The sequence below is a fragment of the Mesorhizobium sp. M0189 genome, assembly GCF_040322135.1.
In the GTDB taxonomy this organism is placed as follows: Bacteria; Pseudomonadota; Alphaproteobacteria; order Rhizobiales; family Rhizobiaceae; genus Mesorhizobium.
In genome coordinates, this window is record NZ_JAMYSW010000008.1 from 76635 (window position 1) to 102603 (window position 25969).

Here is a 25969-nt window from a genome sequence, read left to right on the forward strand (position 1 = left end):
ATGGCCCTGAAGACCGGGTCGGCTTTCGGAAGGATCATGCGCCGATGAAAAGGCGGCATCCTTTGAACGCGTAGCGCTCGAAGGCGCCCTTTGTCATCCCTGGCCTAGGCTGTCGCCAAGACGGAAAGCTGTCCGAGAATGTGAGCCGCACCGGACTCGTCGACGCCGGGCTTTGTCTCGACATTGAGTGCGGTGACCTTGCCGTCATCGACGATCATCGAAAAACGCCTCGAGCGCAGCCCCATGCCGCCGCTGGAGAGGTCGGCGTCGAGGCCGACCGATTTGGCGAAATCGCCATTGCCATCGGCAAGATAAAGTATTTTGCCTTCACCGCCGCTGAAGCGAGCCCAGGCTCCCATGACGTGAACATCGTTGACCGAGACGACGGCGATAGTGTCGACGCCGCGCGCCAGGATGGCGTCGTAATTATCCAGGTAGCCCGGCAGGTGATTATTGCTGCAGGTCGGCGTGAAAGCGCCTGGAACGCCAAACAGCACGACCGTCTTTCCTGAGAATATCTCGCCCGTCGTGATCGGCTTTGCACCGTCGGCGGTCATTGTCTTGAAGGTCGCACCCGGCAGTTTGTCGCCAACGGAGATCGTCATGATGGTCCTCGCTTGAGAATGGAAAGGGAGTGTCCTTGCGATAGCGAACTAAGGCGCGCCCGGCAACCGTCCAGACGTTGGCATCACGGAAAAGGCAGCAGGCCTTCGACCGCGCCAGCGGCACTTGTCAGTGTGTAGTGAAGGCCGCCATCGGTTGGCGTTGTCGACGGCCTGTCGAGGATCGGCACCGTAAAGATCAGCTTGCCATCCTTTTCGCTGCGGGTCGGGGCACCGAACATGTAGTCGCGTTCGCCGGCAACGAAGAAGTCGGCGGCCTCGGGAGTGCCCGGAAAGCTCGCTTCGACAATCAGGGTTTCGTGATCGCCCGGCAGTACGTTTATTCCGAAATCGGGCGTTGCCGTGGCGGGCAGAGTTGCAAGGCCTGCCTTGACCAGTGCCGCATCCTCGGCGTTGTCGGGATCGGCGCCGGGATCGATGGTCAGCCTTGTCTGCACCGGGATGCAGATGGTTTCGCAAATGCCGAGGAAGATGTCCGCATCGATGACGGCCGGCTGGCCGGGTGCAGCAAGCGTGAACGTCACCGGCAATGAAACCGGGTGGTCGTAGCCGGCCCATTTGCCATAGCCGTCATCGTGGCGCTGCGGCGGCGGAAACGAAAGCGTCGCGTCGGCAATGTTGGTGCTGGCCGAGATGTCGATCTGTGGCGGCACGCCCGCATCGCCCGGATCGCGCCAATAGGTCTTCCAGCCTGGCTTCAGCGCAATGTCGAGGACACCTTGGAGACGCCCGGCCTCGTCGGCTTTGCCGCTCGTCACCAGCCGCACCCGGCCGCCTTCGCTATTGTACCAGGCCGACGAGGAGGCTGAGGCGGGGAGGCAGGTCGCCGACCCAATGGCCACGCCAAGCAGCAGGATTTTCAAGCTTTGCATGGCAATGATTTGATCGTCTGTTGATGGCCGCACAATGATTTCATGACGCCGCCGGCATCATATTTGCGTGACCTTTGACTTATGAGCCTGATCAAATCGGGCGCCGCCCATCTTTTCGGCGCCCTGGAAACGCGTTACGCTGTGGTCATGGATTTGTTGCGTCATAAAAAGACGGCCGCAGGACCCGGCTTTCTCGACGACCAGTTCCTGATTGCCATGCCCGGCATGAAGGACGACCGCTTCACGCGCTCCGTCATCTACATTTGCGCGCACAGCGACGAAGGCGCGATGGGGTTGATCATCAACCAGACGCAGCAGATGCTGTTTCCGGACCTGCTCGTGCAACTCGGGATCATGAACGAACTGGAGGCAATTCGCCTGCCGCCGCCGGCGCGCGACTTCGTCGTGCGCAATGGCGGACCGGTGGATCGCAGCCGCGGCTTCGTCCTGCATTCGGGCGACTACCGGGTGGAATCCTCGCTCGCCGTGTCCGACGACGTCTGCCTGACTGCGACCGTCGACATATTGCGCGCCATCTCCTCCGGCCGCGGACCCCGGCGGGCTCTGATGGCGCTCGGCTATGCCGGCTGGGGTGCGGGTCAGCTTGAAAACGAGATCGTCGAGAATGGCTGGCTGACTTGCCCGGCTAGTGCCGAGCTTCTGTTCGACGCCGACATCGACCGCAAATACGACCGGATCCTTGCCTCGATCGGCATCGATCTCGCGCATCTCAGCCTGGCTGCCGGTCACGCCTGAACCTCATTACGTCCCGAAATTTGTCACGCCTGAGTGAGCGGATACTGTTCCTTCAGCGTCTTCAGCACCTGGTCGCCCGGCATCGGCGCTCCGAACATGAAACTCTGCACGTATTCGCAGCCCATCTGCCGCAACTCCAGCGCATCGCTCTCGTCCGAAATGCCTTCGGCGACAACCGACAGGCCGAGTTCATGCGCCATGTTGACCATGGATTTGAGCAGCACCGCGCGTTTCGGCGTCGCGTCGTCGACGAAGCTCTTGTCGATCTTGATGGTGTCGAACGGAAAGCGCGTCAGATAGGCCAGCGATGAATAGCCGGTGCCGAAATCGTCCAGCGACAGGCCGATGCCAAGCTGCTTCAGCTTGGTCAGCACATGGGCGGTCTGCTCGGGATTGTCCATCACCAGCGATTCGGTGAGTTCGAGCCGGAAGCAGCGCGGTTTCAGATTGGCCCGCGCGATCACCGAGCGGACGTCGCTGACCAGGTCGCGGCGGATGAGCTGACGGCTGGACAGATTGACCGAGACCGACAGCGGCGCATCGCCGATCTGCTTTTGCCATCCTGCTAGGTCTTCGGCAGCCTGTTGCATGGCAAACAGGCCAAGCTGCACGATCAGGCCGCAGTTTTCGGCGACCGGGATGAAATCCGCCGGCGGAATCATGCCGCGACGCGGATGGTCCCAGCGCAGCAGCGCTTCGAAGCCGGCAACGCTGCCGTCCTCCAGCCGCACGATTGGCTGGTAGGCAAGCGTGAATTCGCGTCGTTCGATAGCCCGGCGCAGATCGGACTCGAACTGCAGCCGGTCGGTGCCGACGGTGCGGAAGGCTGGCCGGAACGGCTCGATCCTGTCGCCGCCGAAGCGCTTGGCTTGATGCATGGCAAGCTCGGCGTCCTTGACCATGTCCTCAGCCGAGGTCTGCGTGGAGGTCCAGGTGATCAGCCCGATCGAGGCGGTCAGCACGATCTCGCGCTTGGCGAAGGTGATCGGGTTGTTGATGGCGTGCTTGATGGCATCGGCAATGGCCGCGATGCGAGCCGGATCCTGCTCCGACAAAAGCATCAGCGCGAACTGGTCGCCGGCAAATCGCGACAGCGAATCCTTCGGCTTGAGCAGCCGGTGCAGCCGCCGCGCGATGGTCAAAAGGATGGTGTCGCCGGCCGAGATGCCGAGCCCATCATTGACCTGCTTGAAGCGGTCGATGTCGATGACGAAGACGGTCGGGCGCACCTTCTCTTCGGTGCGGGCGATCGAGATGATCGCCTCCAGCCGGTTCATGAACAGCTCGCGGTTGGGCAGGCCGGTCAGATTGTCATGTACGGCGTCATGCAGCAGCCGTTCCTCGGACTTTTTCTGCTCCGTCACGTCGACCATGGTGCCGACGCAGCGGATGACCTCGCCGTCCGAGCCGATCACCGGCCGGGCGCGCAGCGAAAACCAGTGATAGTGCCCGTCGGCGCCGCGCAGGCGGAAGTTTTGCGACACCCGGCCGCGCCGGTGCTCGAGCACCACGTCGAGTGTCGTACGAAACGTGTCGCGGTCGTCGGCATGCAGCACCGGCAGCCAGTTGCGGGCAGGGCCGCCGAGGCTGTTGGGCGCAAGGCCGAGCTGAATGCTGACGTCGGGACGAGTGACGACACGGTCGCGCAGCACGTCCCAGTCCCACACGGTATCGCCCGATCCGGCAACCGCCAACGCCTGCCGCTCGAGGTCGGAGAACAGGCCCTGATGCAGGGCGCCGCCGGCAAAAGCGTGCTGCATCACGGTGAAGCCGATCAGCAGGATGATGAGGATCAGCCCACCGCCCAGCGCCGGCTGGGCGATATCGTTGTCCAGCATGCCGGTGATTGCCATCCACGATCCGCATAGCCACAGCAGAACCATCACCCAACTGGGCACCAGCATGATGGCGCGGTCGTAACCGCGTATACCGAGGAAGATGATCAGGCCGAGCCCGGTCAGCGCGGTGGCTGCGAAGGACAGCCTGGCAATGCCGGCGGCAACCGCCGGATCGACGATGGCAACGCCGGCGATCAGCACCAGCCCGAGGATCCAGACCAGTGCGCCGTAGCTGAAATGGCCGTGCCATCGGTTGAGGTTGAGATAGGCAAACAGGAACACCACGAAGGTCGCCGCAAGCGCCACCTCCGTTCCGGCGCGCCACATCTGCTCATTGCCCGGGGATATTTCTATGATCTTGTTGAGAAAGCCGAAATCGACGCAGATATAGGCAAGCACCGCCCAGGCTAGGGCCGCCGTCGCCGGGAACATCGAGGTCCCCTTGACGACGAAAAGAATGGTCAGGAACAGCGCCAGCAGGCCGGCGATGCCGATGACGATGCCACGAAACAGCGTGTAGGAATTGACCGAGTCCTTGTAGGATTCGGGGTCCCACAGATAGACCTGCGGCAGCTTGGGCGAGGCGAGCTCGGCGATGAAGGTAATCACCGTTCCGGGGTTCAGCGTCACCCGGAACACGTCGGCGTCGGGGCTGGTCTGGCGGTCGAGCGCAAAGCCTTCGCTGGGCGTGATCGCGGCGATACGGGTCGAGCCGAGATCCGGCCAGAACAGGCCGGAATTCACCAGCCGGAAATGCGGTGCGACAATCAGCCTGTCGAGCTGCTGATCGGTGGTATTGGCGAGCGCGAACACCGCCCAGTCGCCGGTCGAGCGCGCGTCATTGGCCTCGACCTCGATTCGCCGCACGATGCCGTCCGGGCCGGGTGCCGTTGAGACTTGGAAATTCTCGCCCTGGTTGCGGTAGATTTCAACGGCACCCGAAAGGTCGAGCGCCACGTCGTCGCGGGCAATCTTGATCGGTTCGACCGCAAACGCCGAGGATGCCGCGCAGAGCGTGACGATTGCCGCCAGCATAAGGGCAAGCAGCGACCCGTTCCGCAGAAAATTCGTCAAAATCAGCCCTTTGTTCCAACGCCCGGCGGATCGTCCGCGATTCGGGCGTATAGGTAATGGTCCTGCCAGATGCCGTTGATCCTGAGATAGGATCGTAGCAGTCCTTCGCGCCGGAATCCGGCTTTTTCAAGCACGCGGATCGACCGGGCGTTATCGGGGATACAGGCAGCTTCGATCCGGTGCAACCGCAGCGTTTCGAAGGCGAAACGCGTCACCACCTTGACGGCATCGGTCATCAGCCCGCGTCCGCTGAAGCGCTCGCCGATCCAGTAGCCGATATGGCCGCTTTGGGCGACCCCGTGGCGGATATTGCCGAGGGTGATACCGCCGGCAAGCTTGCCGCTGCTTTTCTCGAAGATGAAGAAGGCGATCGCCGTCCCCTGCGCATAGTCCTCGCGGTAGCGGCCGATACGATGCCGCCATGCGGTGCGGTCGAGCTCGTCAGGGGTCCATCGCGGCTCCCACGGCTCAAGGAAGGCGCGGCTTTCGCCGCGCAGCACCGACCACTCGCGATAGTCGTTGGTCAGCGGCACACGCAGCGTGACAAGGTCGCCCTTCAGTGCCGGCAGGTCGCGGCGAAAGAAAGGGAGCGCGAACACGACGCTCGAATAAGCTTAGACGGCAAGCTTACGGGCAGTGGTCTGCGAGCCCGAAAGCGAATCGAGGATCGCTTCATAGGGCGCGAGCGTACCCACCGGCCCGACGGCTGTAAGCGTCGGCTTCGTCGAAAAAAGCCGCGACGACAGATCCGTCAGCCGCTTGACCGTCAGCGCCGACAGCCGCTCCATCAGCTCTTCCTTGGCGATCGGCCTGCCGAACAGAAGCAACTGCCTGGCGATCTGCGAGGCGCGGCTGGCCGGGCTCTCGGCCGACATGATCAGCCCGGCGCGGTATTGGGCACGCGCCCGGTCGAGCTCCTCCTGCAGGATGTTTTCGCCGGCCTTTTGCAGCTCGTCGATGATCACAGGCACCAGCTCGGCGATATCGCTTTGTCCGGTTGCCGCATGGACCCCGAAGACGCCGGTGTCGGAAAAACCCCAATGGAAGGCATAGACCGAATAGCACAGGCCGCGTTTTTCGCGGACTTCCTGGAAAAGCCGCGACGACATGCCGCCGCCGAGGATCATCGACAGGACCTGAGAGGCATAGAAATCGCGGACGTGATAGGCACGGCCCTCGAAACCCAGCACGATCTGGGCGTCCATCAGGTCGCGGTCTTCGCGAAAATCGCCGCCGACATATTGCGCATATTGCGGGATGGTGCCGTCGGCCTTGCCGCGGAAGCCGCCGAGACGCTTTTCGACCTCGCGCACGAAATCGTCGTGCTTGATGTCGCCGGCTGCCACCATCACCATGTTCTCGGCGCCGTATTGCCGTTCGATGAAGTCGTGCAGTTGCTTCGAAGTGAAGGATTTGACGGTTTCCGGCGTGCCGAGAATCGAGCGGCCGATGGTCTGGTGGCGGAAGGCGGTCTCGGTAAAGTGATCGAAAACGACATCGTCGGGCGTATCGTGCGCGGCGCCGATCTCCTGCAGAATCACATGCTGTTCGCGCTCCAGCTCCTGCGGATCGAATTCGGAGTCCTGCAGGATGTCGGAAAGGATATCGACCGCCAGCGGCACATCGTCGCTCAGAACCCTTGCATAATAGGAGGTCGTCTCGACGCTGGTCGCGGCATTGATCTCGCCGCCGACGTCCTCGATCTCCGAGGCGATCTCGAAGGCGCTTCGCCGCCTGGTGCCCTTGAAAGCCATGTGCTCGAGCAAATGCGCCATTCCGTGCTCTTCGTCACGCTCGTTGCGTGCGCCCGACTTGACCCAGGCACCAAGGGCAACAGATTCGAGGCTTGGAAGGGTTTCGGTGGCGACTGTCAGGCCGTTCGACAGACGGCTTACCTCAACACCCATATGGCAATTACTCCCTAACGCGCCGCCCGCGTGTGGCGGCCGACATAATCTTCCACCATTTTCAGGTCGGATGGAAGTACCGTGTATTTTTCCTCGGCGCTCATCAACCCGCCCAGCCATGCGGGGAGGGCAGGCGACACGCCGCTGGCGGCTTCGACGGCCGCCGGAAACTTTGCCGGGTGCGCAGTGCCCAGCACCACCATTGGCACCTCACCGGCGGCTTTGCCAGTGGCCACATGCACGGCTGCGGCGGTATGCGGGTCGAGCAGATAGCCACTCGCCGCAAGTGTGGTGCGGATTGTGGCGGCGACCTCGCCCATGGTGGCGCGGCCGGCGTCGAATTCGGAGCGGATCTTGGCGATTTCGCCGGCCTCGATGGTGAAGGCGCCGGACTGCTTGAGCCCGTCCATGTAGCGCCGCACGGTCGAGGCATCGCGGCCGGACGCCTCGAACAGCAAGCGTTCGAAGTTCGAAGACACCTGGATGTCCATCGAGGGCGACGTGGTCGAAAAGACCCCTTTCATGCGGTATTCGCCGGTCGCCAGCGTGCGCGCCAGAATATCGTTGTCGTTCGTGGCGATGATCAGCCGCTCGATCGGCAATCCCATCTTCTTGGCGGCGTAGCCGGCGAAAATGTCGCCGAAATTGCCGGTCGGCACCGTGAAGGAAACCGGCCTGTCGGGCGCGCCAAGCGACAGCGCGGAGGAGAAATAATAGACGATCTGGGCCATGATGCGGGCCCAATTGATCGAATTGACGCCGGATAGCGACACCCGGTCGCGAAAACCGTGGTCGTTGAACATGTCCTTCACCAGGCCTTGGCAGTCGTCGAAATTGCCTTCGATCGCCAATGCTTGGACGTTTGCGGCGGTCGACGTCGTCATCTGCCGCTGCTGCACCGGCGAGACGCGGCCGTGCGGGAAAAGCACGAAGATGTCGGTGCGGTTGCGCCCGGCAAAGGCATCGATGGCGGCCCCTCCGGTGTCGCCGGAAGTGGCGCCGACAATGGTGGCGCGCTGGTCGCGCTCGGCCAGCACATGGTCCATCAGCCGCGCAAGAAGCTGCATCGCCACGTCCTTGAACGCGAGCGTCGGGCCGTGGAACAACTCGAGCACGAAGCTGTTCGGCCCGCTCTGCACCAGCGGGCAGACGGCCTCATGGCGGAAGGTCGCATAGGCTTCGCGCACCAGCCGTTCGAACACCGGCGCCGCGATCTCGCCACCGAGGAACGGCGACAGCACGCGGATTGCAAGATCGGGATAGGCAAGGCCGCGCATGGCGCGGACCTCTGCTGCGGAAAAATGCGGCCAGGCGCTCGGCAGATAGAGCCCGCCGTCGCGGGCCAGCCCGGCCAGCACCGCGTCGGAGAATCCAAGCGCGGGCGCTTCCCCGCGGGTACTCACATATTGCATCGTCACGTTTCCATTGCTGCGGGAATCTTCGCCCGCCGTAAGGTGGTGGATTTCTGCGCTGGCTCAGTCGCATTTTTGCCGCGCGGTTGATATACGTCACCGGCTTTGCGAGAGGGAAGTGCAGTTCATGGCGTTTCATTCATTCAACGGTCGTTTTGTCGCGGGTCTGGCGCTCACCGGCTTTATGCTTGCTGCCGCAGGCTGCCAATCGAGCGACAATAGCATTCTCGGCTTCGGCAAGAAGGATACGACGCCACCACCGCCACCCGACCCCAAGGTGCTTTCCAGCCAGCTGCAGGCCTATTGCCCGAAAGTGACGTTGCGTGACGGCACCGCCTTCTTCAATATCTACGCCAAGAGCGGTCCGAAGCCGAAGAAAAAAACCGATGTTGCCGCCGAGGATGCCCAAGCCGCCCAGCCGGCAGCGGACGCGGCAGGCGTCGATCAGCCGGACGATTCCGCCAAGATCATCTATCAGGCTTCGATCACCGATGTGACCCGCGACTGCAGCCGCGCCAACGGCTCCTTGTCGATGAAGATAGCCGTTGCCGGCAAGGTCGTGCCTGGTCCGATGTTCGCCCCCCGGTACCATCACCATGCCGATCCGTATCGCGGTGATGCACGGCACCGAAGTTCTCTATTCGCAGCTTCACTCCTATCAGGTCCAGGTTACCGATCCCTCGAGTGCCACGCAGTTCGTCTTCACCGATTCCAACGTCGTCGTTCCGGAGCCGACGGCGCGGGACTACCAGGCATTTGCCGGGTATGACGAGGGCGCTCCGAAAGGGGCGTCGGACAAGCCGAAGAAGAAGAAAGCCGCCGCGACCAACTGAGCCGGTGCATTCGCGCCACGGCGGTTGGAGGCGGCCTCTCAGGCGTCCGCCGACCATTCCGACAGCGCGGCGATCACGCTTTTCAGTTCCGCCCAGCGGCGGATGACCGTTTCGGCACCGGCTTCGGTCAGCGCATCGGCGTGGCCGGGATAGCTGTGCGCCGCGCCGGTGAAGCCGATGACGCGCATTCCCGCCGTCTTGGCGCCGGTGACGCCATGCACGGAATCCTCGATGACGAAGGTGTTCGCAGGATCGGCCTTGAGCTTTTCCGCGGCGAACCGGAACACGTCCGGCGCCGGCTTGGTTTTCCCGGTCGGCGTTTCCAGCGACGAAAAGATACGGCCGGCAAAGAACGGCAAAAGCTGCACCTTCTCCAGCATGAATTCGATCCGCTCCGAACGCGAATTCGAACAGACGCAGCGCGGCACCATTACCGCGGCGACAGCCTCGTGCGCCCCGTCGATGGCACGCACGTCGCTGCGCAGCCGGCGATCGACCAGCTGTTCCTCCTTGTCGATCAGGGAGGCCTGGAACGGGATCCGGGACTTTTCCTCGACCCGCATCATGATGTCCTTGAAAGTCAGCCCGGCATAGACCTCGGAAATCTCCTCCGCCGATATCTCATAGCCGGCCGAGGTCAAAAGCTCGGCATCGATGCGTGCGGCGATGATTTCGGAATCGACGAGCACGCCGTCGCAATCGAAGATGACAAGGTCTGGCTGGGGCATGGTGATCCGGAAAGCGGGATGAAGGGAATGCCAAGAGGCCTTTGGTCCAAACGGCTCAGGCGGCGCGGCATACACCAACAGGCCGGGCTTCGCAAATTCGGCAGTATGCTTCACTGAATATTTACGCTGATCGGTAACCATAACGGACAGTAAACAGTAACGCGTGCCTTGGGTGTCATAATGTCTGCCGTGCGTCTTCTCGACGAGCTTTCCGATGCTCCCCAGCAATCCGAGTGGCTGGATACGATCCTGAAGGGCGACTGCGTCGCCGCGCTGGAACGGCTGCCGGAAAAATCGATCGACGTGATCTTTGCCGATCCGCCTTACAATCTGCAGCTCGATGGCGATCTGCACCGGCCCGACCAATCCAAGGTCGATGCCGTCGACGACCATTGGGACCAGTTCGACAGTTTTGAGGCCTACGACGCCTTCACCCGCGCCTGGCTGCTGGCGGCGCGCCGCGTGTTGAAGCCCAACGGCACGATCTGGGTCATCGGCTCCTACCACAATATTTTCAGGGTCGGCGCCAAGATGCAGGACCTGGGCTTCTGGATCCTCAATGACGTCGTCTGGCGCAAGACCAATCCAATGCCCAATTTCCGTGGCCGTCGCTTCCAGAACGCGCATGAGACGATGATCTGGGCATCGCGCGACCAGAAGGGCAAAGGTTACACCTTCAACTACGAGGCGCTGAAGGCATCGAACGACGACATTCAGATGCGCTCCGACTGGCTGTTTCCGATCTGCACCGGCGGCGAGCGCCTGAAGAACGACAATGGCGACAAATTGCATCCGACGCAGAAGCCGGAAGCGTTGCTTGCCCGCGTCATGACGGCATCGACCAGGCCCGGCGACATCGTGCTCGATCCCTTCTTCGGTTCAGGAACCACCGGTGCGGTGGCCAAACGGCTTGGCCGCCACTTCGTCGGCATCGAGCGTGAGCAAGCCTATATCGATGCCGCCATGGAACGCATCGATGCGGTCCGGCCGCTGGACGGCGCCAATTTGACAGTGCTGACCGGCAAGCGCGCCGAGCCGCGCGTTGCCTTCGTCACGCTGCTCGACAATGGCCTGGTGGCACCGGGCGCTACGCTCTACGACGCCAAGAAGCGTTGGGCGGCCAAGGTGCGTGCCGACGGCACGCTGGCGATCGGCGACAGTGCCGGGTCGATCCACAAGATCGGCGCTGAGGTACAGGGGCTGGACGCCTGCAACGGATGGACCTTCTGGCATTATGAGCGCAGCGGAGGCCTGACCCCGATTGACGAGCTTCGCCGCATTGCGCGGCTAGGCATGGAACGGGCAGGGGCCTGACGGTTTCTGAGTTGCGACAGATCAGTTAATGCGAAGGCTCAGCCAGTCCCTGGAAGCGATTCAAATCACACCTTGATCCCAAGACGCGCAAGGTCCGCCCTGAGCGTCTTTGCATCGGTGAACAGCACCGACTGCCAGCCGGCCGCCTTGGCGCCGTCGACATTTTTCTGGCTGTCGTCGATGAATAGCGTGGCTGACGGTTCGAGGCCGAACGCGGTGACGTGGTGATCATAGATGGCGCGATCCGGCTTGATTAGCCCGATCTCGGCTGACACGGTGATGCCGCGCGGGCGCTCCAGGAACGGAAAGCGGTCGCGCGCTTCGCGGAACGTATCGTCAGCCCAGTTGGTCAGCAGCGTCACGTCATGGCCAGTGTCGATCAGGCGCTCCATGATGGCTACGCTGTCATTATAGGCATGCGGTGCCATTTCGTGCCAATGGCGGCGGAAATTGCGGATATTCTGTTCGTGATCCGGGTACTGGGCGATCAGGAGCGTCTCTGCCTCTTCCCAGGTCCGGCCGCGATCCTGCTCGATGTTCCAATCATGCGTGCAGACATTGTCGAAGAACCATTTCCGTTCGTCTGGATCGGGGATCAAGCGGCTGAAGGGCAGGTTCGGATCATAGTGGATCAGCACTTTGCCGATGTCGAAAACGATGTGGCGGATTTCGGACATTCTTCTCTCTTTCAATGCGGCCGCTGCTTCTTCGTCGCGCCCGGTATCGCCGCTTCGATTACCTTTTTCATGACGCTCGGCAGCGCTTCCCCGGAAATTTCATGGGCCAGCGACCAGAAATGCCCGGGCGGGGCGGCGCTGTCGGTCTCCGCCTTGAACACGTCGAGTTCGAGCGCAAAATGGGTAAAGACATGGCCGATGCGTCCGGCCTGCCGCCAGTCGCCGGGGAACGGGGCTGCCGCTTCCGTTGTGGCGCCGTCGATGCGCGCGGTCCAGCCGGTCGTCGGCACTTCGGTCATGCCGCCCAGCAGGCCTTTTTCGACGCGCTTGCGCAAAAGCACGGCGCCGTCGCCCCTGACGGCGACGAAAGCGGCGCCGCGGCGCAAGGGTTTCTCGGCCTTGGGCAGGCGGACCGGAAAGCGCTCGGGATCGCCCGAGATTGTGGCGCTGCAATCCTGCCTGACGGGGCAAAGCACGCAGCGGGGCCGGCGCGGTGTGCAGATCGTCGCGCCCAAGTCCATCATCGCCTGCGCGAAGTCGCCGGGCCTTGTCCCGGGAACCATGTGCTCGACATGGCTGCGTATCTCGCTCTTGGCTTCGCCCAGCGGCGTGGCGATCGAAAACAGCCGTGAGACGACCCGTTCGACATTGCCGTCGACGACCGCGGCTGGTCGGTCGAAGGCGATCGCCGCGATCGCCGCTGCCGTATAGGCGCCGATACCGGGCAGTTCCTTCAAGCCGGTCTCACTGTCCGGAAAGCGGCCGCCTAGCCGCGCGACGAGATCGGCGCAAGCCTTGAGGTTGCGGGCGCGAGAATAATAGCCGAGCCCGGCCCAGGCCTTCATGACGTCTTCGATCGGTGCCGCCGCCAGTGCCTCGACAGTTGGCCACTTCTGCACGAACGCCCGGAAATAGGATTTTACCGCCTCGACCGTGGTTTGCTGCAGCATCACCTCGGAAAGCCAGACCAGATAGGGATCGGGCTGCGCGCCGCCTGCCAGCGGGCGCGGCGGAACGCGCCAGGGCAGGTCGCGGTGATGCGCGTCGTACCAGCCAAGCAGCCGGAACGCGATCTCGCCATTGTCTCCGGATACGGCCTTGCGGGTCTGGTCGTGCAGTGCCATTGATCGAGGGTCGGCCCTAATCCACTGGTGCTGAAGCTGGTGACTGGAGAACGCACATGGCAGGGAAAAGGCCCTTCGGCAATCCCGTTCCGGTGAGCGATCTCGCAACCGAGATCCTCGACCCGGTGCTGCGCAAGCGGGCCGGCATGTCGATCGGGCTGGTTCAGTCGTGGGAAGAGATTGCCGGGCCGCGGCTTGCCGGCCGCTCGCGCCCGGAAAAGATCCAGTGGCCACGCCGCATGCACGAGGACGATCCGTTCGAGCCGGCGGTGCTGGTGATTGCCTGCGAGGGTGTGGCGGCACTGCATCTGCAGCACGAGACCGGCGAGATCATCAACCGGGTCAATGCGTTTCTCGGCTTCAATGCGATCGGCCGGATCAGGATCGTGCAGAAACCGGTAATGACTGGCAAGGAAAAGCCGAAACCCATTTTGCGGCCGCTGACCGTGGCCGAGAAGGCGAAGCTGTCGGGCACTGTCGGTTTGATCGAGGACGACGGGCTGCGCGCCTCGCTGGAGCGGCTTGGCGCCACCATTCTAGGCCAAAGGAAGCCGTAATCTCGCGCTATCGTGATGGCATGCTCGAATTTGCCGATTGGAATAGGGGTGGCAATGCCTTAATTCGCGCCAACTCTCGCTTTTTGTAGCCTTTGCATTGCAAAATCCAACTATTGCCAGGTGATTCGTATGATCCGTTCCTTGTCCCGCAGAAATCTCTTGTCGTCGCTCGCCGCCATACCAGCGGTGGCGCTGCTTGCCGCCTGCAGCGATTCCGGCGAGAAAGCCGAGGCGCAGGATGTGAAGCCTGCGGCTCCGGCGGAACCTGCGAAGCCGGCCGCTCCAGCCGCCGCCAAAGCGCCTGAAGCTCAGGGCACGGTGGATATGGCAGCCTTGTTGAAGCCCGGCGCGCTGCCCGACATGCAGCTCGGCAAGGACGACGCAAAGGTCACCATCGTTGAATATGCATCGATGACCTGCCCGCATTGCGCGCATTTCGCCGAGACCACTTTTCCGGAGCTGAAGACGAAATATATCGACACCGGCAAGGCCCGTTACATCCTGCGCGAATTTCCGTTCGACCCCAGCGCCGAGGCCGGTTTCATGCTGGCGCGCTGCTCCAAGGACAACTATTTCCCGATGGTCGACGTGCTGTTCAGGCAGCAGGCGAACTGGGTTGGTGTGAACAATACCAAGGACGCACTGCTGCAAATCGCCAAGCTTGCCGGTTTTACACAGGAGTCCTTCGAGGCCTGCTTGACGGACCAGAAGCTTCTGGACGATGTGAGATCCGTCCAGAAGCGCGGCGCCGACGAATTCAAGGTCGATTCCACACCGACCTTTTTCATCAACGGAAAGACCTACAAAGGGGCGATGTCGATTGCGGAAATGTCGGCCATCATCGACCCTCTGCTCTGACGTTTCGGCAGCGCCGAAGCGGCTGCGCTTCGGCGTGCGCACTTCTTTGTCTTGCCGCTGGTTCTCCTTGCAAAACCGCGGAACAGTTTTGCGAAACTTGGCTATGGGTCGGCGCGAATGAAGTTCTCGCGCCTTCGCCTCCTCGGCTTCAAATCCTTCGTCGAACCCGGCGAGTTCGTCATCGAACGCGGCCTGACCGGCATCGTCGGGCCGAACGGCTGCGGCAAGTCGAACCTGGTCGAGGCGCTACGCTGGGTTATGGGCGAAAGCTCTTACAAGAACATGCGTGCGTCCGGCATGGACGACGTCATCTTTTCCGGCTCGGGAACGCGTCCGGCCCGCAACACCGCCGAAGTCACGCTGTTCCTCGACAATAGCGACCGGACTGCGCCGTCTGCCTTCAACGACGCCGATGAGTTGCAGGTCTCGCGCCGCATCGAGCGCGAGGCCGGCTCGCTCTACCGCATCAATGGCAAGGAAGCCCGTGCCAAGGATGTCCAGCTGCTGTTCGCCGACCAGTCGACCGGCGCCCGCTCGCCCTCGATGGTTGGCCAGGGCCGCATCGGCGAGCTGATCCAGGCAAAGCCGCAGGCGCGCCGCGCACTGCTGGAAGAGGCGGCCGGCATTTCCGGCCTGCACACACGGCGCCACGAAGCCGAGCTGCGGCTGAAGGCGGCCGAACAGAACCTCGAACGGCTGGATGACGTCGTCGGCGAGCTGGAAAGCCAGATCGAAAGCCTGAAACGCCAGGCCCGCCAGGCCTCGCGCTTCAAGAACCTGTCGGCCGACATCCGCAAGGCCGAAGCGACGCTGCTGCATCTGCGTTGGACGCTGGCCAAGACGCAGGAAGGCGAAGCGCGTTCGGCGCTGGCGATTGCCACCGCGCTGGTCGGCGACCGTGCTGCCGCCCAGATGGCTGCCGCAAGGGAACAAGGTATCAACGCCCACCGGCTGCCGGACCTGCGCGATGCGGAAGCCGCCGCCGCCGCCGCCTTCCAGCGTCTGTCGATCGCCAAGGCACAGATCGAGGAAGAGGCAGGCCGCATCCGCGCCCGCCAGGCTGAGCTCGACCGCCGACTGCAACAGCTCGATGGCGACCTTGCCCGCGAGGAGCGCATGGTCCGCGACAATGCGGATATCCTCGAACGCCTCGCCGCCGAAGAAGCCGCGCTCAATGTCGAAAACGCCGGCGCCGCCGAGCGCGAGGCCAGCACCCGCGCGGCTTTCGAGCAGGCGGCATCGACGCTTGCTTCGAGCGAGGCCAAGCTGGCCTCGCTGACCGCCGAACGGGCGGAGGCGGCCGCCTCGCGCAACCAGATTGAACGGACGCTGCGCGATACCGCTGAGCGCCGCGACCGCTTTGCCCGCCAGCTTGCCGATGTCGACCGCGAACTGTCGGAGATCGTCTCCAGGGTCGCCGGCCTGCCCGACCCCGCCGAGAAGCGGCTGCTGGTCGAACAGGCGCAGGCGCTGCTCGAAGGGGCCGAACGAGCCGCGATTGCCACGGAACAGGCGGTCGCCGAGGCACGCGCAAGCGAAAGTGCCGCCCGCCCACCGGTTCAGGACGCAAAGGCCGAACTGGCGCGGATCGAAACCGAGGCCCGCACGCTCGCCAAGATCCTGAACGCCGCGAGCGGCGATTTGTTTCCCTCGGTGCTGGAGCAGATCAGCGTCGAGCGTGGCTACGAGACGGCGCTGGGTGCCGCGCTTGGCGAAGATCTTGACGTGCCGCTTGATCGTAGCGCGCCTGTGCATTGGGGCCAGAGCGAAATCCAGCCCGGCGATGTCGCTTTGCCGGAACGCATAAAGAGCCTCGCTAGCGTGGTGCGCGCGCCGGCGCAACTGGCCCGCCGGCTGGCCCAGATCGGCATTGTCGATGCCGCCGACGGAAGAAAGTTGCAGACGCTGCTTGCTCCCGGTCAACGATTGGTCAGCCGCGAAGGCGCGCTCTGGCGTTGGGATGGCTTCACCGCCAGCGCCGATGCGCCGACCGCCGCCGCGCAGCGGCTGGCGCAGAAAAACCGGCTGGCCGAACTCGATGCCGAAGCGGTTCATGCCACGCGCATCCTGCGCGAAGCCGAACAGGCGCTTGCGCAGGCCGAACAGGCGCTTGCCCAGGCGAGCGAGGCCGAACGCAATGCCCGACAGGCCGGGCGCGACGCCCAGCATGGGCTGGATGCTGCCCGCAATACGCTGGCTGAGGCCGAAAAAGCCGGCGGCGAACTGTCGAGCCGGCGTGCAGCACTTGACGAGGCGCGCGCGCGTATCGTCGACAGCCATGAGGAGACGGCGGCAGCATTCGTCGAGGCGGAAATGCTGCTGCAAGACGCTCCCGATCTCGGCGATCTGCAACTGCAGCTCGAGCAGTCGGCGGCCAACGTCGCCCGCGACCGCGCCGCCCTTGCCGATGCGCGTGCCGTTCACGAGGGCCTGAGGCGAGAAGCCGAGGCACGTACGCGCCGGCTCGACGCGATCGGCGCGGAACGGCGCAATTGGGTGGAGCGCGCCGAAAACGCCTCGACGCAGATCGCGGCACTCGGCGAACGCAAGGCAGAGGCTGAGGCCGAGCGCGAGCAACTGGCCGACGCACCCGACGAGATCGACGCCAAACGGCGCGCCCTGCTGTCGCAACTCGCCGAGGCCGAAAGCCTGCGAAAAGCTGCAGGTGACCGCTTGCAGGAAGCGGAGAACCGGCAGTCCGAGCTGGACAAGGCTGCGACCGCTGCCATTCAGTCGCTCGCCGAAGCGCGCGAAACGCGTGTTCGCGCCGAAGAGCGGCTGACCGCCGCCGACGAGCGTCGGCTGGAAGTCGAGGCGCGCATCCAGGAAACGCTGAACACGCCGCCGCATCTGGTGATCCGCCACACTGGCCTCGAACCCGACAGCCCGATGCCCGAAATGGCCGAGATCGAGCGTCAGCTCGACCGGCTGAAGGTTGAGCGCGAACGGTTGGGCGCCGTCAATTTGCGCGCCGAGGAAGAGCAGAAGGAACTATCGGACCGGCTGGAGACCATCGTCTCCGAGCGCGACGACATCATCGAGGCGATCCGCAAGCTGCGGCAGGCGATCCACAGCCTGAACCGCGAAGGCCGCGAGCGGCTGCTCGCCGCCTTCGAGGTGGTCAACGGCCATTTTCAGCGGCTGTTTTCGCATTTGTTCGGCGGCGGCACCGCCGAGCTGCAACTGATCGAGTCCGACGATCCGCTCGAAGCCGGGCTCGAGATCCTGGCGCGCCCGCCCGGCAAGAAACCGCAGACGATGACGCTGCTGTCCGGCGGTGAGCAGGCATTGACGGCGATGTCGCTGATCTTCGCCGTGTTCCTGACCAACCCGGCGCCGATCTGCGTGCTCGATGAAGTCGACGCCCCGCTCGACGACCACAATGTCGAACGCTTCTGCAATCTGATGGACGAAATGGCCGCAACCACCGAAACGCGCTTCGTCATCATCACACACAACCCGATCACCATGGCGCGCATGGACCGGCTGTTCGGGGTAACCATGGCCGAGCAAGGCGTTAGCCAACTGGTGTCGGTCGACCTGCAGGCTGCCGAAGCCATGCGCGAGGCAAGCTGAAGCATCAGCTTAGTGGTGGTCTCCACCTCGGCTTTCGACTATAGCACGACGAAATGGGCTGGATCTGCCTCTCCAGATACCCGCCCGGCTGTGCGCGTGGAGAAGCTTGTTGCCTATACTTGTCACCGGAGCCGCGGGGTTCATTGGCAGTCATGTTTGCCACCATCTGCTCAACCGGGGAGAAGCGGTCGTCGGCGTCGACAACATGAACGACTATTACGACCTGGCGCTCAAAAAGGGGCGGCTTGCCCGCCTTCTGCCCCGTAAGGATTTTTCGTTCCACCAGATCGATATTGCCGAACAGGGCGCGCTTGCGGCCGCTTTGGCGGGCAAAGGCATCGTCAGAATCGTGCATCTCGCCGCGCAGGCCGGCGTGCGTCACTCACTCGACAATCCACGGCTCTATATCCGTTCCAATGTCATGGGCCACCTCGAAGTGCTCGAATTCTGTCGCGCCGAACCGGCATTCGAGCATCTGGTCTATGCCTCGTCGAGCTCGGTCTATGGTGGCAACCGCAGCGTGCCGTTCAGCGAGGCCGATCAGGTCGACAAGCCCGTTTCGCTTTACGCCGCCACCAAGAAAACCGATGAGTTGATGAGCCATACCTACGCCCATCTGTTCGGCATACCGCAGACCGGCCTGCGGTTTTTCACGGTCTACGGTCCGTGGGGCCGTCCTGACATGGCCTATTGGATGTTCAGCAAGGCGATGCTCGAGGGCAAGCCGATCCGGGTCTTCAACAATGGCGAAATGTGGCGCGATTTCACCTACATAGACGATGTTGTGAAGGCGGTTGTCGCTGTGCTCGACAAGCCCCCCACGGACGTTCCGCCGAACAGGCTTTACAATGTCGGCAACAACCGGCCGGTGCGGCTGGGCGACTTCATCGACATTCTGGAAAGATTGCTCGAGGTCAAGGCAATCCGCCACAACGAGCCGATGCAGGCGAGCGACGTCGAGAAGACTTATGCCGACATGACCGCGCTGGAGCGGGATTTCGGCTTCAGGCCTAGCGTTTCGATAGAGGACGGGCTGAAGAAGTTTGTCGATTGGTACCGGCCGTACTCGAAGCAGTAATTTGCACTGCTCGCCGTGACGTCTTCTATCTCGATGCGAACCGGTATCACTGGCATTCGGCCCAAAACCGCAACTGATCCGGCGCGAAGCTTTGAAGAACCTGGCCGATGGTGCTCGTGCGACAGTAGCTCACCATCAAGCGTGACCTGGAGTGGGTACAAGTCGGACTGCAAAAAGCATCATACTGTCCTAACATCCTGTTAACCACATGCTCGCTGAAAAGTATCTGATTAACCTTTGAGGCGCTTATGAACGCTATGTTCTGTGGCTTGCTGTTCAGTATGAGCTGTGTAGATGTGCGGATTCGGGGGCTATTTCGGTTCAGTCCGGGATGCGGAAGCTTTGCTTGCGCGCATGACGTCTGCGATCGCCCATCGCGGGCCGGATGAACAAGGGAAATTCGTAGCGCCCGAAGCTGGACTTGGGCATGCGCGGCTGTCGGTGATCGGGATTGGTGATGGCCAGCAACCGATGTCCGACGAGACCGGCAATTTGACGATTGCGTTCAACGGCGAGATTTTCAATTACGTGGAATTGCGCGAAGGACTGCTGGCCAAGGGCCGACGCTTCCGCACGTCGAGCGACACAGAAGTTCTCCTGCAGCTGTATGACGAGATGGGCGAGGACTGCCTGTCGCTCCTGAACGGTGATTTCGCCTTCGCGATATGGGATAATCGGCGTCGGCGGATGGTGCTTGCAAGAGACCGCATGGGTGTTCGGCCGCTGTTCTACACCAGCAGGGACGGGGTGCTCTACTTTGCGTCGGAGATAAAAGCCCTGCTGAAGGTGCCCGGCGTCTCGGCCGAAATCGATCAGATCGCACTCGACCAGATCTTTACGCTGTGGGCGCCGATCGCTCCACGCACGGCTTTCCGCAACATCCACGAGCTGGAGCCGGGAAGCGTGATGATCGCGACACTGGGGCAAGTCACGGTCAAACCATATTGGCACCTAGACTACCCGTATCTCGACGCGCCATCAAAAATTAGCAATGAGGACGATGCGGCCGAAGAACTGCAGGCCCTTTTGACCGACGCGGTGAGGCTTCGCATGCGCGCCGACGTTCCGGTCGGTTCTTACCTTTCGGGCGGGCTCGATTCATCCCTCGTTTCGGCAATCGCGGCCGGCATGACTCCTCTTAAGCTGCAGACATTTTCCGTGACGTTCGACAGCGCCGAGCATGACGAAAGCGCCTTTCAGACCGAAATAGCGTTGGCGCTTGGCACCTATCATCGAACCATCGCCTGCCGTGCCGGCGATATCGCCGGTGTGTTTCCCGAAGTCATCCGCTTTGCCGAACGGCCGATCATCCGCACCGCCCCCGCCCCCCTCTATCAACTGTCCGGCCTCGTTCGCCAGGCCGGTTTGAAAGTGGTGCTGACAGGCGAAGGCGCCGACGAGGTCTTTGCCGGCTATGATGTCTTCAAGGAAGCGCGGGTTCGCCGTTTCTGCGGACGACAGCCGGCATCGCGCAGCAGGCCACAGCTGTTCCGCAAGCTTTATCCCTATCTGCCGGGGCTGCAACAGCAGTCCGTGGAGTACCTGGCTGCGTTCTTCGGCACCGGCAGCGCTGCCCTGGACGATCCGCTGTTCTCGCATCGGCCGCGTTTCAAGACCACATCAGCGGCGAAGATGTTCTTTTCCGGTGACCTGCGCGCGACATTGAAGGGCTATGACGCAGCCGAGGAACTGGCCAGCCGGTTGCCTGAGGCGTTTTCCCGGTGGCATCCGCTGCATCAGGGGCAATATCTCGAAACCCGCTTTCTCCTGCCGGGCTACATCCTCTCGAGCCAGGGCGACCGGATGGCCATGGCGCACGGTATTGAAGGGCGTTTCCCCTTCCTCGATCATCGTTTGGTGGAGTTTGCAGCAAGACTTCCGCCGGAAATGAAGCTGAAGGGACTGGTGGAAAAACACATACTGCGCAAAGTTGCCAAGCACTTGCTCCCGACGGCCATCGGGGAGCGCACCAAACAGCCTTACCGGGCGCCGGAAGCCCGCTCCTTCGTTGGAGCCGGAGAACTGGACTACGTGCGCGACTCGCTCAGCGAGGCGAGCATCGCCGCCGGAGGACTATTCAACGCCAAGGCGGTGGCGAACCTGCACGAGAAATGCCGCTTGCAGCCAGCGTCCGGGTTCCGCGACAATGCTGCCTTCGTCGGCATTTTGTCGACCCAACTGTGGCAGAAGATTTTCACCGGCCAAAAGGTCGGTACAGCACGAGCGGCCTGAGAAATCGAGGGAAGAAAACATCATGGTAACAATCAAGGACAAGGTCAAAACCTTTATCGTCGACAACTTCCTGTTCGGCGACTCGTCCTACGAGCTTGCAGACACGGCATCACTGATCGAGAACGACATCATCGACTCGACGGCCGTGCTGGAACTCGTAGCTTTCATTGAGGATGATTTCGGCATCGCGATGGTCGATACCGACATCGTACCGGCCAATCTGGATTCGATTGACCGTATCTCCGCCTTCATCAAGGCGAAAGCAGAAGCGCTGGCAGCGTAGGCGCAATTGGCGAGGAGCGTCCGTGCGGATCGAACATTTTCTGGCTGCCAAGGCCGCTGCCCATCCAGCCAAAACGGCATTGATCACCGAGCACAAAAGGCTGTGTTACGAAGAGCTGGACGATCTCTCAAGCCGCCTGGCCGCCGCCCTTTTCACGAATGGCGTCAGGCGCGACGACCGCGTCCTGATCTTCATGGACAATTGCTGGGAGGCTGCGGTTTCGATTTTCGCAGTTCTTAAGGCAGGCGCGACTTTCAGTCCGATCAACGCATCTACCAAGGCCGAAAAGCTTGCCTACATCATCGCCGATTGCGACGCAGCTGCGATCCTTACGCAAGCAAAACTGATGCCCTTGGTCGCCGAGGCGTCCGGATCCTCCGGCAAGACCGGCATCTTCGTGGCTTCCACCCTTGGTGCGGATAACCAATGCCCGGCAGGCGCCACATCCCTGGCGGATTGCTTGACGTTCCAAGCCAGGGAGATTGACCACCGGGGCATTGACGTCGATCTTGCGATGTTGATCTACACCTCGGGCTCGACCGGCCGGCCCAAGGGCGTGATGATGACGCACCGCAATTGCGACGCGGCGGCCGACTCAATCACCACCTATCTGCGCAATTCGCCGGACGACATCATCTTGAATGTTCTGCCCCTGGCTTTCGACTACGGGCTCTATCAGTTGCTGATGGTTGTCAGGCTCGGCGCCACGCTCGTGCTCGAGAAGTCCTTCGCTTTTCCCCAGGCGGTCTTTGAACGTATCCGCCAGGAAGGCGTCACCGGTCTTCCGCTCGTGCCCACGATGGCAGCGATGATCCTGCAGATGCGTGACCTGGCGCCGGGCTTCCTGCCCAGCCTTCGCTATATTTCCAACACGGCGGCTGCCTTGCCGCCGGCTCACATAGAACGCCTGCGGTTTCTTTTCCCCGATGTCAGGCTCTATTCGATGTATGGCCTGACGGAATGCAAGCGCTGCACCTATCTGCCACCCGAGGAACTCGACCACCGGCCGGGGTCGGTCGGGATAGCCATTCCGAACACCGAGGCCTTTGTCGTCGACGACTACGGGCAACGAGTGCCGCCGGGCGTAGCAGGTGAGTTGGTCATTCGCGGGCCGCACGTCATGCAGGGTTATTGGCGAAACGAAGCTGCGACGGCACAAGCCCTTCGCCCAGGTCCGAATCCTTGGGAGATGGTTCTCTACACCGGCGATCTGTTCCGGGCCGATGAGGAAGGTTTTCTTTATTTCGTCGGCCGCAAGGACGACATCATAAAGTCGCGGGGCGAGAAAGTCGCGCCCAAGGAAGTGGAAGCCGTGCTTCACGCGCATCCGGGCATCGCGGAAGCAGTGGTTGTCGGTGTGCCGGATCCCGTGCTCGGGCATGCGATCGGTGCACTCATCGTACGGTCTGACCCGGCGCTTAGCGAAAAGGATATCATTCGTCATTGTGCACGCCACCTTGAGGACTTTATGGTCCCCAGGGTCATCGAGTTCCGCCGGGAACTGCCGAAGACCGATACCGGCAAGGTCAGTCGTCGGCTTGCGGCAGAAACAATGGAGGCCGCTCAATGAATGTTCGCCCCGCCAAGGACGCGCGGACCTTTCTGGCGCAGGCTCTGGCGATCGACCTGGCCGCCGAAACGGACCGTGTCGTAACGGCTTTGCGCCAGCAGTTGCGCGGGTTTCGCAAGCGGGGCCTTGTGCTCGGTCTTTCGGGCGGGATCGATTCGAGCGTGTCGGTCGCGTTGGCCGCGCGAGCCGTCGGACCGCGGAATGTGCTTTGCCTGTTCATGCCGGAAAGCGATTCCGATCCCGAAAGTCTGCGGCTCGGCCGCCTCGTCGCCGAAACGTTTGGCGTCGAGGCTATCGTAGAGGATATCGGGCCGACCCTGAGCGCGATGGGCTGCTACCAGCGTCGCGACGCCTTTATCCGCGAATTGGTCCCGGAATACGCCGAAGGCTGGGCCTCGAAGATCGTGATCGCGAACGCCCTCGAGGGCAAGGGCTACAATATCTCATCCCTGGTGGTGCAGGATCCGGAAGGCAAGCAGACGAAACTGAGAATGCCGTTGCCTGTCTATCTTGGTATCGTCGCCGCCACCAACATGAAACAGCGCACCCGCAAGCAGATCGAATACTATCACGCCGACCGCTTGAACTTCGCCGTCCTTGGAACGCCGAACCGGCTGGAATACGATCAGGGTTTCTTCGTGAAGAACGGTGACGGCGCAGCGGACGTCAAGCCGATCGCGCACCTCTATAAAACGCAGGTCTATGCGCTGGCGGCCCATCTCGGTGTTCCGGAGGAAATCCGGAACCGGCCGCCGACCACCGATACCTACTCGCTGGCGCAGACCCAGGAGGAGTTCTACTTCTCGCTTCCTTATGACCGTATGGATATTTGCCTTTACGGCCTCAACAACGACGTGGCGGCTGAGCTGGTGGGGCAGGCGGCGGGGTTGGCCGCCTCACAAGTGGAACGCGTCTGGGCCGATATCATCGCCAAACGCAAGGCGACGCGTTATCTGCACCAGCGTCCGCAACTCGTTGATGAAGTCGAGGAAATCGGCACCTGAACCGCCTCGAAACCGGGCCACGGATGGGCGGTTCGATTTGAACGTGTCCCGACTCTAGCTGAAACGGCTCCCGATCAGCCGGCTCCACTGCTCGCCCGCAAGACCGTTCAGGAAGACTTGCGAGTTCTTCATGGCGTCCAACAGCTCTGGATCACGTGAATGCACCACCGTTGAGGCAACGGTCAGGAAAGCGATGCGTCGTCCAAGCATCGCCCCCAGAAGTGCAGGTTGAACACGTCCGCGCAGGCCGCTGACGCCGCGCGCGGCGGCATGATCGATAAGGCAGTCTATCACCGAGCCCGCCTGGCCGGGGAGGGCGAGGATCTGCAGCACGCGACCAATTTGATACTTCCGTGCGTAATAGGCGAAAGCGCCGACATTGTTGCCGACTGGCGATGTCACGCAACCGAAGACAAGCTCGCCTAAATCCGGCTTCTGTGCCGCATCGGTCAGGATGTGGTCGAGTTGGCCTTCCGTCCAATCCGGGCGCAGGGCGAATTGAGCGGTAAACGGCTCGATGAGCTTGGCAAATGTGTGGCTGTCGATTTCGGATATCCGAAATGCTCCGTGGCCTGCCCCTTCCACCGCCACACCTGACCAGCGTCGTTCGCTGGGCGTCATCCTCCTGCAATAAAATCGGTCGACGGCACGCGCCAACGGATTGAGCATTCGGGCAAGCGTCAGGCGATTGGCGGAAAGGCTGAGCATGAAGGCCGCGGGGCGCATCACGCGGACCCAGTCAAGGCTGTATTGCGGCAGGACCGCGCCGCGCAGCCGGGTCCACAATTTCACGGAGATATCGTTGGCCGTCTCGCTGAAGGAGATGTCCTGCGGACCATCAAGGTATGCTTTCAGCAAGCGAGCGCCGGCCAGCGGATCGTGCTCATGGTCCTTGACCATGAGCGAGCTACAGATGGCGGCGCGTAGTTGTCGGCCGTTGAACGTCATCGGCAGCACGTGGACACCGACAAATCCGGAGACGCGACCGGCGTCGTTGACATGGACAAGCGACCGGAGGTCGCCGCCGCAACCGGGCGCATCCAGATAAAACCGTCTCATGTATTCGACGAGAGAGGCCGGCGCTTTCGTCCCTTCCTTCAGCAGCACGCGCTGAAACATGTCCGCGACTGCCGGGAGGTCGGCGCCTTGCAAGGCGCGAATGATGCTCAAGCCCGGCTCCCGGCACCGAAGTCCCGTCCGCCGAGCTTCCGGGCCAAGGCGACACGAGGCACGAGAACATCGGACGCGAGTTCCAACTCGACGCCCATGAAGCCGTGCAACCTCGACCAGTTGCGGTCGCCCCGGTGACTGAACGGAGTGCTGAATTGCTGCGGCAAGGTGGACCCTTTGCTTGACCGACGAAAACCGGCGTCATTGCTGCTAGCAGATTCAGGTAAACCGATATTAAAGTCGTTGCTTTGAATGGTAGCGAACCAGGTTGTCCGGCCTCATACCTGGACATCAGTAATTTTGGTTCCCGGCGGACTCTACACGACCAGCGGCATGAGTTGCGTGCTCCGCGTCGAACCGTTTCGGCTGGCCAAAGTTTCGTGTGGCGGCTCTTGACTGGGGGCGCGGGCGTAATACGGTGAGACAAATACCGGCTCTGGCCGCCGGGCGGCAAGAATGCCTCGTATGCCTCGCCTTGCGGCG

20 protein-coding genes and 1 pseudogene are annotated in these 25969 nt (G+C 62.3%); 11 read left to right on the forward strand and 10 right to left on the reverse strand.

Features of this window, described 5'->3' with window-relative positions:
* Positions 1-104: 104 nt before the first annotated feature.
* Positions 105-605: a peroxiredoxin gene (locus tag NKJ09_RS16650; protein ID WP_023716932.1), complete on the reverse strand. Its 501-nt coding sequence runs from the start codon at positions 603-605 to the stop codon at positions 105-107.
* 83 nt (positions 606-688) lie between these two features.
* A complete protein-coding gene (locus tag NKJ09_RS16655) occupies positions 689-1495 on the reverse strand; it encodes a protein-disulfide reductase DsbD domain-containing protein (RefSeq protein ID WP_023716933.1) in 807 nt (268 codons plus the stop codon).
* 147 nt (positions 1496-1642) lie between these two features.
* On the opposite strand from NKJ09_RS16655, the gene NKJ09_RS16660 reads away from it, so the two are divergent.
* Positions 1643-2251: a YqgE/AlgH family protein gene (locus NKJ09_RS16660; RefSeq protein WP_023716934.1), complete on the forward strand. Its 609-nt coding sequence runs from the start codon at positions 1643-1645 to the stop codon at positions 2249-2251.
* 23 nt (positions 2252-2274) lie between these two features.
* Here the strand turns inward: NKJ09_RS16660 and NKJ09_RS16665 are convergent, their stop codons facing one another.
* The 4 genes from NKJ09_RS16665 to thrC are packed head-to-tail and all read right to left on the reverse strand — an operon-like array spanning position 2275 to position 8482.
* Entirely contained in the window at positions 2275-5163 is a 2889-nt protein-coding gene (locus NKJ09_RS16665) for an EAL domain-containing protein (RefSeq protein WP_023716935.1), read from the reverse strand.
* 2 nt (positions 5164-5165) lie between these two features.
* A complete protein-coding gene (locus NKJ09_RS16670) occupies positions 5166-5762 on the reverse strand; it encodes a GNAT family N-acetyltransferase (protein WP_023716936.1) in 597 nt (198 codons plus the stop codon).
* 15 nt (positions 5763-5777) lie between these two features.
* Positions 5778-7070: a M16 family metallopeptidase gene (locus NKJ09_RS16675; RefSeq protein WP_023716937.1), complete on the reverse strand. Its 1293-nt coding sequence runs from the start codon at positions 7068-7070 to the stop codon at positions 5778-5780.
* 14 nt (positions 7071-7084) lie between these two features.
* A complete protein-coding gene (gene thrC, locus NKJ09_RS16680) occupies positions 7085-8482 on the reverse strand; it encodes a threonine synthase (protein WP_352483705.1) in 1398 nt (465 codons plus the stop codon).
* Between the two features lie 127 nt (positions 8483-8609).
* Between thrC and NKJ09_RS16685 the strand changes: the two are divergent.
* Positions 8610-9315: pseudogene (locus NKJ09_RS16685) on the forward strand (hypothetical protein).
* A gap of 38 nt (positions 9316-9353) precedes the next feature.
* Here the strand turns inward: NKJ09_RS16685 and NKJ09_RS16690 are convergent.
* Positions 9354-10043 carry an HAD family hydrolase gene (locus NKJ09_RS16690; RefSeq protein WP_023716940.1) on the reverse strand — a complete coding sequence of 230 codons (690 nt, stop codon included), beginning with the start codon at positions 10041-10043 and terminating at the stop codon, positions 9354-9356.
* Positions 10044-10223: 180 nt separating this feature from the next.
* On the opposite strand from NKJ09_RS16690, the gene NKJ09_RS16695 reads away from it, so the two are divergent.
* The gene (locus tag NKJ09_RS16695; RefSeq protein WP_023716941.1) at positions 10224-11357 is read left to right on the forward strand and encodes a site-specific DNA-methyltransferase; all 1134 of its coding nucleotides are present in this window, start codon (positions 10224-10226) and stop codon (positions 11355-11357) included.
* Positions 11358-11422: 65 nt separating this feature from the next.
* Here the strand turns inward: NKJ09_RS16695 and NKJ09_RS16700 are convergent, their stop codons facing one another.
* Together NKJ09_RS16700 and mutY are read right to left on the reverse strand one after the other, a co-directional pair.
* Positions 11423-12034 carry an HAD family hydrolase gene (locus NKJ09_RS16700; protein ID WP_023716942.1) on the reverse strand — a complete coding sequence of 204 codons (612 nt, stop codon included), beginning with the start codon at positions 12032-12034 and terminating at the stop codon, positions 11423-11425.
* A gap of 11 nt (positions 12035-12045) precedes the next feature.
* On the reverse strand, positions 12046-13158 hold the full coding sequence (mutY, locus tag NKJ09_RS16705) for an A/G-specific adenine glycosylase (RefSeq protein ID WP_023716943.1): 1113 nt from the start codon (positions 13156-13158) through the stop codon (positions 12046-12048).
* Positions 13159-13214: 56 nt separating this feature from the next.
* On the opposite strand from mutY, the gene NKJ09_RS16710 reads away from it, so the two are divergent.
* The 8 genes from NKJ09_RS16710 (at position 13215) to nadE (ending at position 24316) form a co-directional block, all read left to right on the forward strand.
* Positions 13215-13715 (forward strand): DUF721 domain-containing protein, encoded by a 501-nt coding sequence (locus tag NKJ09_RS16710; protein ID WP_023716944.1) that lies wholly within the window; start codon positions 13215-13217, stop codon positions 13713-13715.
* A 129-nt stretch (positions 13716-13844) separates the two neighbouring features.
* Positions 13845-14573 (forward strand): DsbA family protein, encoded by a 729-nt coding sequence (locus NKJ09_RS16715; RefSeq protein WP_023716945.1) that lies wholly within the window; start codon positions 13845-13847, stop codon positions 14571-14573.
* Between the two features lie 117 nt (positions 14574-14690).
* Positions 14691-18149, forward strand: a complete 3459-nt coding sequence (gene smc, locus NKJ09_RS16720; protein ID WP_023716946.1) for a chromosome segregation protein SMC — start codon at positions 14691-14693, stop codon at positions 18147-18149.
* A gap of 109 nt (positions 18150-18258) precedes the next feature.
* On the forward strand, positions 18259-19227 hold the full coding sequence (locus NKJ09_RS16725; RefSeq protein WP_023716947.1) for an NAD-dependent epimerase/dehydratase family protein: 969 nt from the start codon (positions 18259-18261) through the stop codon (positions 19225-19227).
* Positions 19228-19521: 294 nt separating this feature from the next.
* The gene (gene asnB / locus NKJ09_RS16730; RefSeq protein ID WP_352763060.1) at positions 19522-21459 is read left to right on the forward strand and encodes an asparagine synthase (glutamine-hydrolyzing); all 1938 of its coding nucleotides are present in this window, start codon (positions 19522-19524) and stop codon (positions 21457-21459) included.
* Between the two features lie 19 nt (positions 21460-21478).
* On the forward strand, positions 21479-21742 hold the full coding sequence (locus tag NKJ09_RS16735; RefSeq protein WP_156948004.1) for an acyl carrier protein: 264 nt from the start codon (positions 21479-21481) through the stop codon (positions 21740-21742).
* A 22-nt stretch (positions 21743-21764) separates the two neighbouring features.
* Positions 21765-23312 carry a class I adenylate-forming enzyme family protein gene (locus NKJ09_RS16740; RefSeq protein WP_023716950.1) on the forward strand — a complete coding sequence of 516 codons (1548 nt, stop codon included), beginning with the start codon at positions 21765-21767 and terminating at the stop codon, positions 23310-23312.
* Positions 23309-24316, forward strand: coding sequence for an NAD(+) synthase (gene nadE / locus NKJ09_RS16745; protein WP_352494377.1), 1008 nt, complete (start codon positions 23309-23311; stop codon positions 24314-24316). Before NKJ09_RS16740 ends, nadE begins: the two co-directional genes overlap by 4 nt.
* 54 nt (positions 24317-24370) lie before the next feature.
* Here nadE and NKJ09_RS16750 read toward each other — a convergent pair whose 3' ends face one another.
* Complete coding sequence (locus NKJ09_RS16750) at positions 24371-25486, reverse strand: hypothetical protein (protein WP_352494376.1); 1116 nt, start codon at positions 25484-25486, stop codon at positions 24371-24373.
* Between the last annotated feature and the right edge of the window lie 483 nt (positions 25487-25969).